Raw genomic sequence first — 15,313 nt, forward strand, 5'->3', positions numbered from 1 at the left:
ATAGGGTAGTCGTTTCGGCCACCCTATTTTCTTTGAAATCACACTGCCCTATCTACTGCTGACTCTAGATTTGAAGTACCTTGTCATCCCCAAAGCGTCTTTTTGCTTCTTTAATTAATCGACGGTACAAAAATGAGATCCATGAAAGAGGCTCAAATAACTTTCTACTAGACCACTCATGAGCCCGTTCAGGAGCAATGCTTGGATAAATCTTCCGTCTAGCTTCTCGGAGAAAATCGTTCTTGAGATTCTGAGATAAACCTTGGTCTTGTGCATAATGGGTGAGAAAAAGATCAATATCCTTCTCTGTAAAAGGCGTATGGCCGGCGTAAGCATTCATTAAATACATAAGTGGGCCGTGAAACATGAGAAGCCTGAGTTCTGGAGTCCTTTCTAATGCTGCCAGCCCCCCAAGTAGTTCAGCAGTAATCCTAACAATATCTGGAAAATCCTTACGCTCTTTACTGCCACCTTCGATATCGCCCAAAATTACTGGATAATAACCAAACTGTTCCCGTTCGGCTATTTGGCGTTCACCAGTCCTAACACAATATGAACCAACACGTAAAAGGATGGGAACTTGACTCGACAGTTGAACCTGGCCAAGGCCTCCATCAATAAAGGTCACCACTTCCCCTTGAAGATCTGACCAAGAAATATCGCCAACTGAATTAACAGTTAAAATCGGCTCAGTACGTTTGCCTTTCTCATATGCTTGTACTGCTAAGCGTAAATTTGCAACAAACTGCGCAGTATTTTTGAAATAGTTATTCCGTAAGCTTTCTGAGGCGATCAAAGCATTTTCAGCAAGCTTGGTAAATATATGAGGTTGACGTTTAATCTCCTCACAAACTCCCTTTTCAGTAAACCGTCGTTTATCGATACTTGGGTCATTCATATACGCTGCACCCGTATCCCTAGCTGAGTTAAAACTCGGCAAGCCTCTTTGGTTACAAAGCGGTTTACGGGCAATCCTGTTAGTTGACTAACTAACCACTTGGGAGCAACTAATTGCTTATCTATCTTTACGTACCAAGACTGACATTGCATAGCCTTACCTGTCTCAGATGCAATGGCTTTGCGAGCAACTTCAATGATTTGTTGTTGAGTCAGACTAATTTCAATTCCCCTGAGATAAACTTTTTTGTCAAACGTAGGAAAGGACTCAAAACTATTTAGACTACTGGATTTACCATAGAGCCAATCATATAAAATAGATAATTTCCTCCCAATTCCACCATTGGCTACTTGAACTTTTAACTGTAGAGGTATAAATTCCTCATAGCCTTTGATTGATTCTAGATAATAACATCCTAAGGAGATTAGACAGCTTTTGTATGACTGACTACTCAATATTTTTTCTAGACTTGATATGATAATGGGATTCAGATACCTTGCTCTTCCTACAGTCATTTTTCGATCATAATAAGGAAGAAGATAGTCAGAAGGAATCAGCCCATGTTCTGCTGAAAGTATTCTTATGTCGACAGGTGGATTCGAACTTCGAAGGTAGCGACGCAGAACACGAAATGAAGGACCATCATAGCGATTAATTGCAGTCAACAGCCCTGAATCATTACGCTTACGTTGAGAGCACCCAATAAGTAGAAGCCTATCTGTTCTTATACAAGCTTCTACTGACTTAATACACATAGACGAAAATAGGGGCCGCAATATTTCTGTGAATAATTAAGCGCTTATTATAGACCGCCAATATCCCTATTTAATTTAAAATCCACTCTCCAACGGATATCAAGATTTTGGTTGATCTATGTTAAAGTGAAATCGATAATTAATTGGAGTTTTGATTAAAAAATTAACAACTTAGCTATTATAATTTAATAACTATTAAATTAAGGCATGAACCGTATGTTAATCTTGAATTTAATCAAAATTAAATTTTACGGTCAAATTAATTGAAATAAAGTACTAATAGCCAGGACTATTTCATTCAAAAACGAGCGATGATGTGCAGGTTGTGCTTTTTTCATAACTTATGTCTTCGTTGGCAATTGTAGATGCTTTTTTAGACCTGCCAGATGCCCGTCGCACCGCAGGTTTTGCCAGGGCTATTTCATTTAAAGAATGAGCGATGATATGTAAGCTGCGCTACTTTCATGCCTTATGTCATTGCTAGCTTGACCAATTCTTAGGACTCTACGCGCCAAGCGCTGATCGCTGAATTGACACTCAGCAAAATTTCTCTCCCACCATGTTTACATCCTAATCATCTCCAAAAGGTTTTGGTCATCGTAGCTGAATGGGGAACAATTTCCTAGAACCTCAATGGGAAAAGGGCTACAGGAGTTACCGTGAAAAGTCAGGTTTTAAAAGAGCAACGCCCACCTCTGGGAAAGTACTTGGCACTTTAGGCCTTTAGTTTTACGGAGGTTGCGAATATGAGGGATCCAAACCAGGACTGCGACCAGTTTTCGGAGCATGATGGGTGAAGGAATCAGAGAAGGGAGGGCGTTGAAGAAATCTTGATGGTGGCGGTTGCGAAGTTGGAATCTGACCTAGCAACTCTCACCTTTGTAGTAAGTATTGCCATTTTAGCGAGCCTTCTTTAAAGGCCACTGCTCAAGCATTTGCCAAGTGTCCACTGCCGTCCAACCTCCAGGTTGTTGGGGACAGACGACTGCCAATGGATTAAAAACAAAGCTGGCTTTAATGTTTAAGGAGTTAATGATGGCTTGTCGTTCGGGTGTAGCCAGATTTTTGTAGATCAGACTGATATGGGGCATAAAGGGCTTGGCAATATTCTCAGGCCATAATTCATACACCTGTTGGCGTAAGGCCAACAGTGGCTCAGCTGCAGCAGTGCGGATATACACCGTTCTAAACAATTCTGAGCTATGGTCTAACCCTTGATTTGCCAATTGCAAGATCGGTGTGACAGTCGCCAAATTTGATAGGGATACCTCATACTGCTCAGGTACCTGAAGCCGACCAGCCACCGTTACATGAGGGCTGAAGCGAGGGGCTTGGTACTGATCGGCCAGTTGGTTGATAATGGCCTGCAGATATTGGCCATCTTCGCGTTGGGGAACCAGCCAAAGTGAGACTTCTTGCATCAATCCACTGTTTAAAATTGCGCTTCAGCAACTGCCACATCCTCAAATTCTTGAGATAAACCATCCATCACAACCCTCAAATTAGCGAGGAAATAAGCAGTTGCGCTGGTTTAAACGCAGTTTACCGCCTATGGCGTCTACGTTACTGTGTAGGATAAATAGTCGCATTTCATAACAAATTGATATTCAAAAATAACTTTTACTATCCTGATAAGAAGTATTGATGCAACATTCTGATGCATCGATGGTTGTTCGTCAGTGTGTAAATCGTGCATGTCGGTAGATATTTACCCTCTTACTTCAAAAGATGTTCCGCTGATGGAATCGCTGTTAACAACCTTTGGTGAGGCCTTCAACGACAGGGAAACTTATACGACAAAGCGTCCCAGCCAGGACTACCTGCAGCGATTACTGAATAGTGATCTGTTTATTGCCCTAGCTGCTGTCAAGAACGGCGAAGTGGTTGGAGGTCTTGCTGCCTACGAACTGCAGAAATTTGAGCAAGAGCGCAGCGAGATCTATATCTATGATCTTGCTGTGGCATCGGTCTATCGTCGCCAAGGCATTGCCACAGCCTTAATTGAACACCTCAAAACGATCGCTGCTGAGCGCGGAGCTTATGTGATCTTTGTACAGGCCGATACCAGCATTGAGGATCAACCTGCGATCGCACTCTATACCCAACTCGGAAAACGCGAAGACGTTTTACACTTTGACATTGCTGTTGAGGATAAGCCTAGCGCTGGGTAACCACCCTGTGAGACGTTACTGAACAGGGCGAGGATTGTTCTACTCAGTTTGAGAGGCGTTGAGATGACCAACCATACCCGTCTGGTGCAACAGTTACAGCAACTAGACGGCAAAGGCTATAAAGCCTATAAAGCCATTCGAGGAGGGTATGATTTTCCTCAATTTACGCTAATGATTGATCGGGTCCAGGGGGATCCGTTTGCGAAACCCAGTCAATGTCGCGTCCTCATTCCCCAAGATATTGCTGGTTTCCCTGCCGATCTATACGGAAATTTCAGCCGAGAAGTGGGTCTACGGGATTTCCTGACCCGACAGTTTCACCAGTTCGCCCAGCGAGAACAGCGTCGTTCCGGCACTGGCAATAGCGGATTGATTGCGATCGCACCGCCAGGGCCAGAAATTCTAGAGCGGACCGCAGCCTTTATTGATGATGCACAGGTAGAAGTTCGGTTCTGGATAGGTTTACCTGCTCGGGGACGGCGAATCGCGGGGGGGCAGGCAGTGGATTTGCTTTGTGAGCAGATCCCTCAGCTGGTGGAAGGGATGCTTTATGCTCAATTGCCAACTCAAGCACTTCAGCACCATATTGATACCCACGAAGATGCCGACTGGCTCAGACAGCAACTGCCCACCCGAGGTTTAGTGGCCTTTGTGGCTGATGGAGCGATTTTGCCGCGTCGGAGTGGGATAGATAGCCGCCCTTTGGAGGCTGCAACCTCCTTTCAATCACCGGAGTCTTTACGGGTGAGCTTCGATTGTCCCCATCAGGGGTTGATCACAGGGATGGGCATTCCTACAGGAATTACCCTGATTGTCGGTGGGGGCTACCACGGTAAATCGACGCTGCTTAAGGCTCTAGAGTTAGGCATTTATAACCATATTCCTGGGGATGGCCGCGAGTTTGTGGTGACGGATGCTGATGCCGTCAAGATTCGGGCAGAAGAAGGCCGTCCAGTCACCAACTTAGACCTATCGCCATTTATTAACCATCTGCCCCATCAACAGACCACAACTCAGTTTTGGACAACCAATGCTAGTGGCAGTACCTCTCAAGCGGCCAATATCATCGAGGCGCTCGAACTGGAAGCTAAGGTCTTACTGATTGATGAAGACACCACCGCTACCAATTTGATGATTCGCGATCGCAGAATGCAATCCCTGATCGCCAAAGACCAAGAACCGATCACCCCATTGATCGATCAAATCCGCCCCCTGTCCGAGGAGCACGGAGTTTCCAGTATTTTGGTAATGGGCGGCAGTGGGGATTACTTTGAAGTGGCGGATACGGTCATTGCTATGTCAGCCTATCGCCCTGAGAACGTGACGGAGCAAGCCCATGCGATCGCAGCCCAATACCCAATCGATCGCACCTGCGAAGCGGGCCAACCCATCGGCACAAAGCAATCCCGCATCCTGCAGCTTCATCCCAGTGCTCTGGAGTGGAAGGGGCGACCTGCCAAAGTGAAGGTGCATGAATTGCGGGAAATTATTTTAGGTAGGAACGCGATTGATCTCAGCCAGGTCGAACAATTAGTGGAGTCGGGGCAACTGCGTGCGATCGCAGCCGCTATCCTTTACCTTCACCAATTCCCACCCCCTAATCTAAATTTTGCCCATGCGATCCAGGCCATCTTGTCACAGCTCGCTACAGACGGACTATCTACCCTTAATCCCTTTCCCGAAGGAGATTTTGTGACGTTTCGCAGATTTGAACTTGCAGCAGCGCTGAATCGTTGGCGGGATCTTAAGCTAGAAGATTAGAACATCAGCCAAATTAACGCTTTCAAGCCAAAATCTTTCTCCGCTTCATGACAAAATAGAACAGGATTTTGATCATCAGCATATTACCGGGGGCAAAATAACGGCAACGCATCAGCGCTGATCGGGCTAACCCCGTCGCAGATTGGGAGGAGCTAAGTCCATTGATACGACAGTCAAAACATTTTTGTTCAGGATTCAACTGAAACAAACAGGGGTAGGTGTTGAGCACTTCGATTTCTCAAATCTGCCCTAGTAAAGTGATGTAAGCAGCCTTGATAGCGGATTTCTACCTGTTGAGACTAAAGAAGCGGGTGTGATCCATACTGCTGCCTCACTGATTCTCCAATGTTCATTCCATTTTCTTCAAACCTTATGAATTCCCTTGGAAGACATATCTTAGTTGAGTTTTACGGTGGTTCTGCCGAAGTCCTGAACGATGTTCTTCTGATCGAAACCAATATGCTGAGCGCGGCTAAGGAATCAGGTGCGACCATCATTACCTCCCAATTTCATCGATTTCCGCCCATTGGCGTGTCTGGCTTTATTGTTCTTCAGGAAAGCCATTTTGCCATTCACACCTGGCCGGAGTATGGCTATGCCGCGCTGGATCTATTTACCTGTGGAATGTCGGTTAACCCTTGGATCGCTTACGAAATTCTCAAGGAAGCCTTTCAAGCCGATCACGGTTCAGCCTTGGAATTAAACCGTGGGCAACTGCATTTGCTGGAAACGGAAAATGTGGACTTCAAGCGACCTGAAGAGGTGGCGGCCTACGAATATTCTGATCCACAGGAAAAAAGGACTGTCTGGTTTACGGATCGCAACGACAATATTGCCTTATCCATTCGTCACCGAGGCGGGTGGATCTTTCGTGAAAAGTCGCCCTACCAAACTGTAGAGGTCCTCGACACCTTTGAATACGGCAAAATGCTAGTGATCGACAATATGGTGATGTGCAGTGAAGGGGACGAAAAGGCCTATCATGAGATGATTGTCCATGTGCCCATGCTCACGTACCCAGCTCGAAAAGTGCTGGTGATTGGCGGTGGCGATGGCGGGAGCGTGCGGGAAATTCTCCGCCATCCCCAAGTGGAAGCGGTCACCTTAGTAGAAATTGATGAGGTGGTCATTAAGGCTGCTAGAGAACATCTACCCACCCTGTCCTCTGCGCTAGACCATCCCAAATTGAATCTACTGATTGGGGATGGGATTGAGTATTTAGCGGCCGCAGCCGACGAGTCCTACGACCTGATTATTATTGATTCCTCCGACCCCGTCGGATGTGCTGCACCCCTATTTACTAAGGATTTTTATTTACAGGTGCATCGGGCTCTAAAAACAGGAGGCATTTTGGTTGCCCAAAGTGAGTCCCCCCGGTTCAATCAGCCCAAGTTTGTGGAACTTTATCAGGACCTACACACCCTCTTTGGCGTCTCCCAGGTGCACTGCTATCTGGCCTTTATTTCCACCTATCCCACCGGCATGTGGAGCTTTGCCTACTGCTCAAAAAATGGGCCGCATCCGCTCCACAACTTCGACCACACAAAAGCGCAGCAGTTTTCTCAAGAGCATCAACTGGCTTACTATAATCCTGGCATTCATCAGGCTGCTTTTTGCTTGCCCACTTTCGTTAAAGACATGATTACCGTGGAACAGCCTGTGCTGGTCTAGCGATGGCAGCCTTCGACCCCAATGGCGTGGGCTTGGAGAATGGCAATCTGTTTGGCCTACCCTTTAACTTTGATAGTGCCCAGATAATTGTCTGGGGTATTCCTTGGGAAGTGACGGTCTCCTATGGTTCTGGCACGGCCCAAGGGCCTGCCGCGATCTTACGAGAGTCCCCACAGCTGGATTTGTACGATTTTGATCATCCTGGAGGGTGGCAGCAAGGCATTTATCTGGCAGGCATCCCGGACTTTATCAAAACTAAAAATAATGCACTAAAAGCCAAGGCTCAAGCCGTTATTGAGCGTACTAGCCAAGGCTACTCGGTCGCAGATTCCCCCACCCTGATGGCAGCACTGACGGACATTAATCAAGAATGCCGTTATCTTAATCAGTGGATTTTTGAGCAAGCCCAAACTGTTTTGGTACAGGGGAAAAAGCTGGTGCTATTAGGCGGGGACCATAGTATTCCCTTGGGCTATTTACAGGCATTGGCTGAGCGGTATGACGAATTTGGCATTCTCCAAATCGATGCCCATTCTGATTTGCGCCAAGCTTATCAAGGGTTTGAGTTTTCCCATGCATCGATTATGACCAATGTTCTGAAACTACCTCAAGTCACTAAGCTGGTTCAGGTGGGAGTGCGGGATGTCTGTGCGGCTGAAGTGGAAACTGTCGTGCAGTCCCAGGGAAGAATTGTGACCTACTACGATCCAGACCTAAAAAAACAGTTATTTCAGGGGGTAACCTGGCACTCCCTCTGCCAAGAGATCGTCGAATATCTTCCTGAGCGGGTTTACATTAGTTTCGATGTGGATGGTTTAGATCCTAAGTTATGTCCTCAGACCGGTACCCCGGTGCCGGGTGGATTGGAATTGGAAGCGGCTTTTCATCTCTGTCGAATGATTGTGCGTAGCGGGCGATCGCTGATTGGCTGCGATATCTGTGAAGTAGGGAATGGCGTCTGGGATGGCAATGTCGGAGCGCGAATTCTCTATAAGCTCTGTAATTTGATGGGACTGAGTCAGCCTTAAAAAGACCTCAACAGAAATCTTTATCTTTACCGAGCTTCAGATGACCTGAATGGGCGCTTGTAATGTTGAATAGACCGCTTCAACTCCATCAAACTGGCGTTTGAGTTGAAACCCTAATTTCTCGCATAGATGCTGCATCGCTCGGTTTTCTGGCAAAATATCGGCTTTGATGGCTGCTAATCCTTCTGCTTTACCCACATGAATCAGTGACGTTAGAAGTTCCGTTCCCAATCCTTGCTTCTGATAGGGGTCTTGAACCAGCATGCCAAATTCAGCTGTTTGAGTACCATGCAGCTTGCTCAAACGGGCTACGCCCAAAATTTGGGGCGCGGGGGAATCTGCATATTCAGCGACCAAAGCAATCTCACAGTCATAATCAACAAAGCAAATGCGGGTGAGTCGATCATGGGCAACGCGGGTTTGGAGCTTCATCAAATGAAAATAACGGAAATACACACTTTCCTCTGACAGATTTTGATGGAATTGAACGATCAGAGGCTCATCTTCAGGACGGATGGGGCGAATCGTCACTGGCCAGCCATTTCTCATGGTCCATTCATGGACATATTGAGAAGGGTAGGGGCGAATCGCGGGATGAATTGGCTGCTTTTCAGTTTGGGGATAGAGAATAATGCGGGCATCCAAGGCGACGATCTGACGCTCTGAGACCAGAAGAGGATTAATATCGATTTCCTTGATCTGGGGGTACTCAACGATCAGGTGACTAAACTTGACTAAAATCTGCTCCAGTTGCGCTAAATCAACGGATCGGTGCCCTCTAACCCCCTGTAAGGCTTGATAGATTTTAGTCTGTTCCATCAGGCGGCGGGCCAGGGTGGAATTAAGGGGTGGCAATCCCAAGGCTCGATCTTGAAAGACTTCCACTAACTGTCCACCCAATCCAAAGAGAATAACCGGACCAAACTGCGGATCGGGACTACTGCCGAGTATCAGTTCATAGCCATCGAGGTCTAGCATGGGTTGGACGGTTACGCCCAGGAAGGCTGGCTCACCATAGGACTCAACATTCTGCTGGATAGCGGTAAAGGCTTCTTGGACAGCTTCAGCGTTTTGGAGATTAAGCTGAACCCCTCCCACATCAGTTTTATGGGTAATGGTGTGGGAGTGGAGTTTGAGGACGACGGGATAGCCAATTTTCTCAGCATATTCCACTGCTTTTTCTGAGGTCTGGGCCAAATAGGTGGGAACGGTGGGAATGCCATAGGCCTGGAGGAATTGCTTGGATTCCCATTCGCTCAGGAGAGTGCGATCGCAGGCCGTAGCATCCCCTAATATCTGCTCCATACGCTGCCGATCCAGCTCTTCCGCGTCTTCAATCACAGGGGTTTCATAGAGAGAACGCAGCCGATAGCTATACTGGCTCATTAAGTTAAAGACCTGAGCCGCTGTATCGGGATAGGGCAATGTAAACAGACCCGCTTGATTGAGTAGGGCTTCCCCTGCCGCGACATCCTCACCGCCCATCCAGCTTGCCAAGAGGGGTTTATGGGTAATGCCTTGGGCCGTTTGGATCAGGGTTTGGGCGGTTTGCCGGGGATCGGTCATGGCCTGGGGTGTGAGAATCACCAGTAGACCATCACTACCTGGGTCTTGGGCGGCAATTTGGAGGGCTTGGGCATAGCGTTCGGGCGTGGCATCTCCCAAAATATCGATGGGATTATGGTGGCTCCATTCAGCCGGTAAACAGTGATCTAAGGCTTGGAGGGTTTCGGGTGCCAGGGGTGTGAGATGGCCACCTCCCCGAATTAAGGAATCTGTTGCCAATACACCTGGCCCTCCAGCATTGGTCACAATCGTGAGACGATTGCCCTGGGGCCGTGGCTGCTTCGCCAAAACCTCAGCCATATTAAACAGTTCATCAATGGTGTTGACCCGCAACACCCCACATCGACGAAAGGCAGCGTCTAAGACATCGTCACTGCCCATTAGCGCTCCTGTATGGGAGGCAGCCGCTTGGGCAGCTTCTTGAGTTCGCCCACCTTTGATCACAATGATGGGCTTACTGAGGGCAACTTCTCGCGCTGCTGAGAGGAAGGACCGGGCATCCCCAATCGATTCCATATAGATAACAATGCTGTGGGTATGAGGGTCGTCACCCAGATGGTAGATTAAGTCGCCCCAACTGATATCCAGCATGGAGCCAATGGAGACAAAGGCACTAAACCCCACATTTTCCCGCAGGCTCCAGTCCAGAATCGAGGTGCATAATGCGCCACTCTGACTCAAGAACCCAACGTTTCCAGGTCGCGCCATCCGACTGGCAAAGGTGGCATTCAAACCATAGGGTGGACACATGAGGCCCAAACAGTTCGGACCAATCATTCGTAAATTGCCCCGCCGAGCCGTTTGTAAAATCTCCTGCTCCAATTGCTGTCCCGCTTCACCAATTTCCTTGAAGCCTGCAGAAATGATAATCGCTCCTCTGACGCCAGCCTGAATACATTGCTGGACTGCAGATAGTACGTGAGGGGCAGGGATGGCGATAACGGCCAAATCGACCTGCTCAGGAATCGAGAGAATATCGGCATAAGCCTGGATCCCAAGCACACTAGAGCGCTTGGGATTAACCGGGAAGACAGTGCCGCCAAAGGGACTACTAATTAGATTCCACAGAAGGGTGCGTCCGACACTATTGGGTTTTTCCGTGGCGCCAATCACAGCAACCCGTCGAGGGGCAAAAAAAGGCTGTAGGGGGGTGTAGTCGTAGCGAAGAATATCATGGGCCGGATCAACTGAGGGCGTTGTCATCATGGGCTTATGTCACGCAATGAAGAGGTCGGTAAGGTGGGTTTAAGGAATGATGAGCTGAGTGAAACCAGGACTGAAGCTTTGATTGGATAGACTTCAGAAGCTAGGGATGGCAACTCATAGAGGCGATGGCTGCTTCAACGGGCACTGGATGAAAGCGTTGTGGAGCATCAGTGAGTCTAGAGTCTATTTCATGGCGATTACTATGGATGGGCCGAATTATAATCGCTTCTAATAAGATTTAGTGTCAGTAAAAATACAATTACCTCTACAATTTCAAAAAGCAAATAAATATTAGGCGAAAGCATTTTTGACTTAAGTCAATTAAGTCACTGATTTACATATAGATCACCCTTTTTAACAAAGGGTTAAGATCTAAAATTTAGAGGGCCATCATGGAAACTCTATAGCAATACCATAATCAACTCTATTCAAGCTGCTCTCTTCGTGCTTGCAAGATGCTATACCAGTTCCCTCTTAAGATAACTCGTCTATCAGTTTTAGAACGGTTCTCCCAGTGTCTGAAATTCAGCTTAACAAAATCATTATATGCTCTTGTTCATAGAATAAACTGGCTATAAAAACAACAAAACCATTGTTTTAATCGATCATTTGAAAACGATAAAGTTGTTAATTAAGAAATAATTTAAAGTGAGTGTTTTGTTGCTCAAATCACGGATCTTTGGAATCAAATTTTGTATATTGAAAACAAGGATAAATGCGCGACTTACAAAGGAGTCGCGAGTAACAATAATTCACTATTTACGATCACTTTTGTGTGATAGCTGGAGGTGCCTGCACGATGTTTAAACAGTGGACAGGTTTTCAGGCCGGACAGTGGATGCAAGAGGTAAACGTCCGTGCCTTTATTCAAAACAACTACACTCCTTATGTCGGAGATGAGACTTTTTTAGCAGCAGCGAGCGATCGCACCTCGTTACTCTGGGACAAAGTCTCTTTTTCGATGAATGTGGAGCGGCAACAGGGCATTCTGGATGCCGACACTCAAGTTCCGGCTGGAATAACGGCCCATGCGCCGGGCTATATTGCTCCTGATCTCGAACAAATTGTCGGCTTACAAACGGATCAGCCCCTCAAGCGAGCCATTATGCCCCTTGGGGGGATTCGCGTGGTGCAGAAATCTTTGGAAGCCTATGGCTATAAGCTCGATCCAGACACCCTGAAGACGTTTACCCAATATCGCAAAACCCATAATGATGGGGTCTTTGATGCCTATACTCGCGAGATGCGGTTGGCCCGCCACTCCGGCATTATCACAGGGTTACCTGATGCCTATGGTCGAGGACGGATTATTGGCGATTATCGCCGGGTGGCGCTGTATGGGGTTGATTTCCTGATCCACGATAAGCAGCAACAGCTTCAGTCTCTGGAAGTAGACGCGATCAATGAAACTGTGATTAGGCAGCGGGAGGAACTCTCGGAGCAGATTCGTGCCCTGCAAGAGCTAAAAGAGATGGCGGATCAATATGGGTTTGATATTGGTCAGCCCGCCACCACTGCCCAAGAAGCGGTGCAGTGGACCTATTTTGGCTATCTTGGGGCGATCAAAGAGCAGAATGGGGCGGCCATGTCCTTAGGCCGAGTCTCCACCTTTTTGGATATCTATATTCAGCGGGATCTGAACCAAGGCACCTTAACGGAAGTGGAAGCCCAAGAACTGATTGACCATTTTGTGATGAAGTTGCGGATGGTCCGGTTTCTGCGCACCCCGGCCTATAACGAACTGTTTTCCGGTGATCCCGTATGGGTCACAGAATCCATTGGGGGCATGGGCCTGGACGGACGGACCTTGGTCACCCGCACCAGTTTTCGCTTCCTCCATACCCTCTACAATCTGGGTCCTGCACCGGAACCCAACCTAACTGTGCTGTGGTCGGAACAACTCCCCGACAACTTTAAGCGCTTCTGTGCTCAAGTGTCCATCGATACCAGCTCCATCCAGTATGAAAACGATGATTTGATGCGAACCGAGTATGGGGATGACTATGGCATTGCCTGCTGCGTGTCCGCCATGCGCATTGGCAAGCAAATGCAGTTCTTTGGCGCTCGGGTGAATCTGGCGAAAGCACTGCTGTATGCCATTAACGGCGGCAAGGATGAAAAATCTGGAGAGCAAATTGCCCCTGCCTATGCACCGATTACCGCAGACATCCTGGATTACGACGAGGTGATGGCCAAGTTTGACGTGCTGATGGGTTGGTTAGCCAAACTCTACGTCAACACCCTCAATGTCATTCACTATATGCATGACAAGTACTGCTATGAGCGCCTGGAAATGGCCCTCCATGATCGTGATGTGTATCGCACTATGGCCTGCGGCATTGCCGGGCTATCGGTGGTAGCGGATTCTCTCTCAGCGATCAAACATACCCAAGTCAAGGTGATTCGCGATGACGCAGGACTGGCCATCGATTATGAGTTAATGGGCAACTACCCGGCCTTTGGCAACAATGATGAACGGGTAGATTCGATTGCCCAGGATGTGGTGCGGCGGTTTATGAATCATGTTCGCCAGCATCAAACCTATCGGGATGCAGTGCCCACCCAATCCATTCTGACGATTACGTCCAACGTCGTCTATGGCAAAAAGACTGGCAGTACCCCCGATGGTCGCAAGGCAGGCGAACCCTTCGGGCCAGGGGCAAACCCCATGCATGGTCGTGATACTAAAGGTGCGATCGCAGCCTGCGAATCCGTCGCCCAGCTCCCCTATCAACATGCCCAAGACGGCATTTCCTATACCTTTTCCATCGTGCCTCAGGCTTTAGGTAAAGGGGATGCTGACCAAGACCGCAATCTCGTCGGCTTACTGGATGGCTACTTCCATAATACGGGCCAGCATATCAATATCAATGTGCTTAACCGTGAAACCCTACTGGAAGCCATGGAACATCCCGAGAAGTATCCCCAACTGACCATTCGGGTGTCTGGCTATGCCGTGAACTTTATCAAGCTGACTCGCGAACAACAGCAAGACGTGGTCAGCCGCACCTTTCACAGTCGGTTCTAGCTACCCCTGCTTCCCCTTGCTCGAGGGGAAGCTTCCCTCCCTTTCGAGTTCTCTGGAGGTTTGAGATGAATATTCGTACAGCCCCTCGTCCCACCCCTGAAACCAACCGCAAGCAAGCATTAATCTTAGGTTTTGATGAAGTCGGCATTGCCGATATTCCCCTAGTCGGTGGCAAAAATGCCTCCCTAGGTGAAATGATCCAGCATCTGGTTCCTCTGGGCGTGAATGTCCCTAATGGCTTTGCCACCACCGCCTATGCCTATCGGTATTTTGTTCAGCAGGCAGGGATTGAAGCCCAACTGCGGCAGATTTTTGCCGATTTAGATGTTGAGGATGTTGACAATTTACGCCAGCGAGGTCGGCAAGCACGATCGCTGATTCTCCATACCCCATTTCCGAAGGATCTGGAGTTAGCGATTTCCACTGCCTATTGTCAGTTATGTGAACAGTATGGCGTGGGTAGCCCCACTCCATACTCCAAAGCTCAAGAACGCCTGCAAGCCTATCACTACAACGTCGACGTCGCTGTTCGATCCAGTGCAACAGCAGAAGACTTACCCGATGCGAGCTTTGCAGGACAACAGGAAACCTACCTCAATGTCCATGGCGTCAAGCAGGTTTTAGAATCCTGCCACAAATGCTTTGCCTCCATCTTCACAGACCGAGCGATTTCCTATCGTACCCTTAAAGGCTTCGACCATTTCCAGGTGGCCCTATCCGTGGGGGTACAAAAGATGGTGCGCTCGGATCTAGCCGCTTCTGGAGTGATGTTTTCCATCGATACGGAAACCGGGTTTAAGAACGCAGCCTTAGTCACTGCCGCCTACGGCCTAGGGGAAAATGTCGTTCAAGGCGCGGTCAACCCCGATGAATTTCTGGTCTTTAAACCGACCTTGCTCGACGGCTTTCGTCCCATCCTGAGCAAACATCTAGGCAGTAAAGAGATCAAAATGGTCTACGACCTAGGGGGCAGTAAACTCACCAAAAATATTGCCGTTCCAGAAGCAGACCGTGCCAAGTTTGCCGTCAACGACGATGAAATCCTCACTTTAGCCCGCTGGGCCTGCATTATTGAAGACCATTATTCCCAGGTCCGGGGGATGGACACCCCCATGGATATCGAATGGGCCAAGGACGGCCAAACGGGAGACTTATTTATTGTCCAAGCCCGGCCAGAAACTGTCCAATCCCAGAAGGTCGCCAATCGACTCTCCTCCTATCGAATGACG

10 protein-coding genes are annotated in these 15,313 nt (G+C 48.1%); 6 read left to right on the top strand and 4 right to left on the bottom strand.

The genetic code is table 11. The features are described 5' to 3' along the window. Positions 1–64: 64 nt before the first annotated feature. The 3 genes from Q0991_RS15550 to Q0991_RS15560 form a co-directional block, all read right to left on the bottom strand. Entirely contained in the window at positions 65–898 is an 834-nt protein-coding gene (locus Q0991_RS15550; RefSeq protein WP_299489841.1) for a hypothetical protein, read from the bottom strand. Continuing rightward, the gene (locus Q0991_RS15555) at positions 895–1,653 is read right to left on the bottom strand and encodes a DUF6884 domain-containing protein (RefSeq protein ID WP_366524973.1); all 759 of its coding nucleotides are present in this window, start codon (positions 1,651–1,653) and stop codon (positions 895–897) included. The genes Q0991_RS15550 and Q0991_RS15555 overlap by 4 nt, the downstream gene beginning before the upstream one ends. Positions 1,654–2,552: 899 nt before the next feature. Next, the gene (locus Q0991_RS15560) at positions 2,553–3,074 is read right to left on the bottom strand and encodes a 2'-5' RNA ligase family protein (RefSeq protein WP_299489845.1); all 522 of its coding nucleotides are present in this window, start codon (positions 3,072–3,074) and stop codon (positions 2,553–2,555) included. A gap of 273 nt (positions 3,075–3,347) precedes the next feature. Between Q0991_RS15560 and Q0991_RS15565 the strand changes: the two genes are divergently transcribed. The 4 genes from Q0991_RS15565 to Q0991_RS15580 all read left to right on the top strand — a co-directional run bounded on the left by Q0991_RS15565 (position 3,348) and on the right by Q0991_RS15580 (position 8,284). After that, the gene (locus tag Q0991_RS15565) at positions 3,348–3,824 is read left to right on the top strand and encodes an AAC(3)-I family aminoglycoside N-acetyltransferase (RefSeq protein WP_299489848.1); all 477 of its coding nucleotides are present in this window, start codon (positions 3,348–3,350) and stop codon (positions 3,822–3,824) included. A gap of 63 nt (positions 3,825–3,887) precedes the next feature. Then, on the top strand, positions 3,888–5,585 hold the full coding sequence (locus Q0991_RS15570) for an ABC-ATPase domain-containing protein (RefSeq protein ID WP_299489851.1): 1,698 nt from the start codon (positions 3,888–3,890) through the stop codon (positions 5,583–5,585). Positions 5,586–5,957: 372 nt separating this feature from the next. Continuing rightward, complete coding sequence (speE, locus tag Q0991_RS15575) at positions 5,958–7,256, top strand: polyamine aminopropyltransferase (RefSeq protein ID WP_299489854.1); 1,299 nt, start codon at positions 5,958–5,960, stop codon at positions 7,254–7,256. A 2-nt stretch (positions 7,257–7,258) separates the two neighbouring features. Then, a complete protein-coding gene (locus tag Q0991_RS15580) occupies positions 7,259–8,284 on the top strand; it encodes an agmatinase family protein (protein WP_299489856.1) in 1,026 nt (341 codons plus the stop codon). Positions 8,285–8,320: 36 nt separating this feature from the next. On the opposite strand, the gene Q0991_RS15585 is transcribed toward Q0991_RS15580, so the two are convergent. Beyond that, positions 8,321–11,053 (bottom strand): bifunctional acetate--CoA ligase family protein/GNAT family N-acetyltransferase, encoded by a 2,733-nt coding sequence (locus Q0991_RS15585; RefSeq protein ID WP_366524974.1) that lies wholly within the window; start codon positions 11,051–11,053, stop codon positions 8,321–8,323. Between the two features lie 802 nt (positions 11,054–11,855). Between Q0991_RS15585 and pflB the strand changes: the two genes are divergently transcribed. Beyond that, a complete protein-coding gene (gene pflB / locus Q0991_RS15590) occupies positions 11,856–14,084 on the top strand; it encodes a formate C-acetyltransferase (protein ID WP_299489861.1) in 2,229 nt (742 codons plus the stop codon). Between the two features lie 65 nt (positions 14,085–14,149). Further along, a partial coding sequence (locus Q0991_RS15595) for a PEP/pyruvate-binding domain-containing protein (protein WP_299489864.1) occupies positions 14,150–15,313 on the top strand: 1,164 nt, incomplete at its 3' end.

The organism is Acaryochloris sp. IP29b_bin.137, assembly GCF_028285745.1.
Taxonomy (GTDB): domain Bacteria; phylum Cyanobacteriota; class Cyanobacteriia; order Thermosynechococcales; family Thermosynechococcaceae; genus Acaryochloris.

What these genes read in the sequence shown, in the direction of transcription:
- Q0991_RS15550 (WP_299489841.1), bottom strand. Translation starts at nt 898, where the DNA reads ATGAATGACCCAAGTATCGATAAACGACGGTTTACTGAAAAGGGAGTT.
- Q0991_RS15555 (WP_366524973.1), bottom strand. Translation starts at nt 1,653, where the DNA reads ATGTGTATTAAGTCAGTAGAAGCTTGTATAAGAACAGATAGGCTTCTA.
- Q0991_RS15560 (WP_299489845.1), bottom strand. Translation starts at nt 3,074, where the DNA reads ATGCAAGAAGTCTCACTTTGGCTGGTTCCCCAACGCGAAGATGGCCAA.
- Q0991_RS15565 (WP_299489848.1), top strand. Translation starts at nt 3,348, where the DNA reads ATGTCGGTAGATATTTACCCTCTTACTTCAAAAGATGTTCCGCTGATG.
- Q0991_RS15570 (WP_299489851.1), top strand. Translation starts at nt 3,888, where the DNA reads ATGACCAACCATACCCGTCTGGTGCAACAGTTACAGCAACTAGACGGC.
- speE (WP_299489854.1), top strand. Translation starts at nt 5,958, where the DNA reads ATGAATTCCCTTGGAAGACATATCTTAGTTGAGTTTTACGGTGGTTCT.
- Q0991_RS15580 (WP_299489856.1), top strand. Translation starts at nt 7,259, where the DNA reads ATGGCAGCCTTCGACCCCAATGGCGTGGGCTTGGAGAATGGCAATCTG.
- Q0991_RS15585 (WP_366524974.1), bottom strand. Translation starts at nt 11,053, where the DNA reads ATGACAACGCCCTCAGTTGATCCGGCCCATGATATTCTTCGCTACGAC.
- pflB (WP_299489861.1), top strand. Translation starts at nt 11,856, where the DNA reads ATGTTTAAACAGTGGACAGGTTTTCAGGCCGGACAGTGGATGCAAGAG.